Below are 4,112 nucleotides of genomic sequence, written 5' to 3' on the forward strand. Positions count from 1 at the left end.
ATCAGCGTCAGCACCAGTCCCCCCACCAGCGGCGCGGAACTGGGCAGGTGCATGTAGTTGATGAACACCGCCAGCCCGAGGATGCCGAAAACGATGGAGGGGACGGCGGCGAGGTTCGATATGTTGACCTCGATGATATCGGTAAAGAGGTTTTTCGGCGCGAATTCTTCAAGATAGATGGAGGCCGCGACCCCGATAGGCAGCGCCAGCGCCAGAACGACCAGCATCATGAAAAGCGAGCCGATCATCGCCACGCCCATGCCCGCCGCCTCCGGTCGCTGGTCGGAGGCGTCCGACCCGGTGATGAATTCGGGATTGAACCGTTTGGCGAGCGATCCTTCGGCCACCAGCGCGTCAACCAGATCAAGCTGGGCCGCGTTGATGCTCTTGTCGTTGGCGATGCTTTCACGGGTCACGCGGCCCTTGAGGTATCCGTCCACCCGGCTGTTCACGAGGAATTCGAACTCCACCGTGGTGCCGATCAGCTCCGGGTTCTCCAGCACGAAATCCCGCAGGGTCGCCGCCGCGTCCTTTGACAGCAGCGCTGCCATGGCCTTCGGTTCAAGCTCGGTCTCGATCCCGGCTTGGGCGACCTTGGCCTCCAGTGCCGCGTTCATGAGCGGGGAATATCCGAAGGTGGACACCTTCTTGATGTCCTCGATGTCGCGGTTGCCCTTCTTGTCGAGCTTGGCTTCGAGCAGTTCGACCGGCAGCGTCAGATAGGTCTGCTGAAAGGCGCCTGTCCCGCGGGAAATGATCGTCACCAGCAGGACAAGCAGCATCAGAAGCCCGACCCCGATGGCGAGGATCCCATAAAGACGAAAGCGCCCCTCCGCGCGGTTGCGGCGGGTGGTGCGGGCGTCCTGCGTCAGCAGGGAGCTTGCCCCGCGCGGATCGGCAATCGGGGCTGCCGGGTTAGGAACGTCGGTCATTCGTATTGCTCCCGGTATCTGCGCACGATGTAGAGCGCGAGAACATTGAGCGCCAAGGTCAGCACGAAAAGCGTAAGGCCAAGGGCAAAGGCCACCAGCGTTTCGGGGCTTGCGAAATCGGTGTCGCCGGTCAACTGGCTGACGATCCGGGTGGTGATCGTCGTCATCGCCTCGAACGGGTTGGCAGAGATGCGGGCGATGGCCCCTGCCCCCAGCACCACGATCATCGTCTCGCCGATGGCGCGGCTTGCCGCCAGCAGGATCGCGCCCACGATGCCCGGCAGCGCCGCGGGCAGCACGACCTGCCGGATGGTTTCCGAATGGGTTGCCCCCAGCCCGTAGGAACCATCCCGCAGGCTTTGGGGCACTGCATTAATGATGTCATCCGACAGCGAGGAAACGAATGGGATCAGCATGATGCCCATCACCAGCCCCGCCGTCAGAACGGACGTGGCGCCGTTCATCCAGTCGACGCCCAGCAAACCGTCCTCGCCGCGCCCGAACACCGAGACGAGGAATGGCCCCACCGTGAGCAGCGCGAAGAGACCGTAGACGATCGTGGGAATCCCGGCGAGGATCTCCAGCAGCGGTTTGGCGATACTGCGCACACGGTTGTTGGCGTATTCGCTGAGGTAGATCGCGGCGTAAAGGCCGATGGGAACCGCCACGGCCAGCGCGATGAAACTGATATAGAGCGTGCCCCAGAGCAGCGGCAGGATCGAAAGATCGCTGTCCCCCCGGAAATTGGGGGACCAGCTGTCGCCGAAGAAAAAGTCTTGCCAGGGATGTGCGCGGAAGAAGTTGATCGATTCAAACAGCATCGACAGGACGATGCCGACGGTCGTCAGAATGGCGAGCGAAGCGGCGAGGATCAGCAACGCTCGGACGCCGCTTTCAACAGTATTGCGCGCCCGGAAGGTCGGGTCGGTCATGCGCAGCGCCGCAACAAGCCCCGCGATGGCCAGCACCAGTACCACGAGGCTGCGGCCCGCATGCCCCAGCGCCCTGAGCCTTGCGTGCTGCTGGGCAGCCTCGACGATTGCCGGCTCCAACGTTCCGCCAAGGGCGATGCCCGCGTCAGACAGGAGCGCGGGCAGCGTTTCGACGGCACGTGCGCCATCGGCCAGATCGGCGTCGGACAGCCGCCCGTCCGCCCGCAGCAGGGTGATCCCGTCGGAAACGCGGCGCACGTCCGTCATTACCAGTTCGACGGATGATCCTTCGGGCACGCTGGCCGCCGGGATCGTCTGTGCCACCTGCATCTGGACGAGCCAAGGCTGCACGATCAGCCAGACCGCAAGGACCAGCAGCGCCGGAACCGCCGTGAGCATCGCGGCGGCATAGCCGTAATAGGATGGCAAGGAATGAAGTCGGCGCACATCGCCGTCGACCGCGCGCAGCGCCCGGTGCCGCGCCAGCACATAGGCCAGCGCCGCCAGTGCCAGAATCAATAGCGTGAGAACGCCGGCGTTCGCTGCGCTGAGTAGTTCGATCACCTTGCCCCCAGGGTCCGTATGGCGCTGCGCATGTCAGGGGCGCAGGCGATGGTCAATGCATATGCGCGCCGATCCTTCCGACCGGCGCGCATTCGTGTCGTTTGGGCAGCCTATCAGGAACCGTCGCCCATGACAGTCTCGTCAAAGACGATTTCCTGCGTCTCCGCCAGTTCCGGGTCGGAGACGAGGCCATATTCCGCAAGCGGGCCGTCCGGGCCTGCGACTTCATCCGCGACGAAGAATTCCGCATATTCCTTGAGGCCGGGGATCACGCCGATATGCGCCTTCTTCACGTAGAAGAAGAGCGGCCGCGATACAGGGTATTCCCCGCTGGCGATGGTCTCGGTCGAGGGTTCGACGCCATCCATGGGTGCGACCTGCAGCTTGTCGGTGTTGTTTTCGTAGAAAGCGAGGCCGAAGACGCCGATGCCGTCGCGATTGCTTTCGATCCGGGCCAGTGTTTCGGTGTAGTCACCGTCGATATCGACGGATTTACCGTCGGTGCGCAGCGCGATACAGGCTTTCTCGGCTGCCTTTTCCTTCGCCTTTTCATCGCCTTCCGCCTGCTCCATGAAAACTTCCATGTCGCCGGTGGCTTCACAGCCGGCCAGGATCACCTTCTCCTCGAACACCTCGCGTGTGCCGTGTTTGGTGCCGGGAACGAAGGCCTGGATGGGCTGGGCGGGCAGATCGGGGTTCACGTCGGCCCAGGTCTGATGCGGATTGGCGACGATCTCGCCGTCCTGAACGATCTTGTCCGACAGCGCCAGATACCAGTCCGAGGGGGTGAAGCTGAAGGTTTCGCCGTCGATGTCCGACGCAAAGACGATACCGTCATAGCCGATGCGGACCTCGATGATGTCGGTCACACCGTTCGCGGCACAGGCCGCAAGCTCCGATTCCTTGATTTCGCGGCTGGCGTTGGCCACGTCGATCGTGTTTTCGCCCACGCCTTCGCAGAACCGCTTCAGCCCGGCGGAAGAGCCGCCCGATTCGACGACCGGCGTCGGGAAGTCGAAGTTTTCACCGAAAGCCTCTGCCACGATGGAAGCATAGGGCAGAACGGTGGAGGAGCCGGCGATCTGCACCTGATCGCGCGCCGCTGCGGCGGTTGCGGAAACGGCGGCAAGTGCCAGGGCGGATGTGGAAAGTCTTGCAAGCGACATGAATTCTCCTGTCAGGTCTATGCGCATGGCCCGCACGGCCAAGCTGCGCCCCGTCTAGCCGGAACGTGCTTCGCTTATGTGACGGTTTCGTTACAGTTATATGACAGCTTCAGCCGCGCGCCAACTCTTCGCGGTCGACCGGCAGGGCCACGGTGAAACAGGCCCCCTCGCCCTCGGTGCTTTCGATCAGAAGCCGCCCACGGTGGCGGTTCAGGATGTGCTTCACGATGGCAAGGCCAAGCCCGGTGCCCCCCAGCGCCCGGCTGCGGTGGTTGTCGGCCCGGTAGAACCGTTCGGTAAGACGGGGCAGATGCTGCTGCGCGATGCCCGGCCCTTCATCCTGCACGGCCACGCGCAAGCTGGCCGTCCGCAACGCCGGGTCATGCTCGCGCAGGGAGACATCCAGATGAACCGCCCTGCCCGGCCCGCCATATTTGATCGCGTTTTCCAGCAGGTTGGTGAAGACCTGCTGCAACTCGTCCGCATCGCCGCGCAGGGGGGCCTGCGGTAGCTCCGGC

The 4,112-nt window shown here is 63.6% G+C and carries 4 protein-coding genes; all 4 read right to left on the reverse strand.

The window, feature by feature from the left end; all coding sequences use genetic code 11:
- On the reverse strand, nt 1-932 hold a 932-nt coding region (locus A3764_RS11550; RefSeq protein WP_067951611.1), incomplete at its 3' end, for a DUF3333 domain-containing protein.
- On the reverse strand, nt 929-2,428 hold the full coding sequence (pstC, locus tag A3764_RS11555) for a phosphate ABC transporter permease subunit PstC (protein ID WP_236628173.1): 1,500 nt from the start codon (nt 2,426-2,428) through the stop codon (nt 929-931). The genes pstC and A3764_RS11550, both read right to left, overlap by 4 nt.
- Before the next feature lie 113 nt (nt 2,429-2,541).
- A complete protein-coding gene (locus A3764_RS11560; protein WP_067923661.1) occupies nt 2,542-3,594 on the reverse strand; it encodes a substrate-binding domain-containing protein in 1,053 nt (350 codons plus the stop codon).
- A 109-nt stretch (nt 3,595-3,703) separates the two neighbouring features.
- Nucleotides 3,704-4,112: sensor histidine kinase (locus A3764_RS11565; protein WP_236628174.1), on the reverse strand; the 409-nt coding region annotated here is incomplete at its 5' end.

Source organism: Sulfitobacter sp. HI0129, from assembly GCF_001635395.1.
Classification (GTDB): domain Bacteria; phylum Pseudomonadota; class Alphaproteobacteria; order Rhodobacterales; family Rhodobacteraceae; genus Sulfitobacter.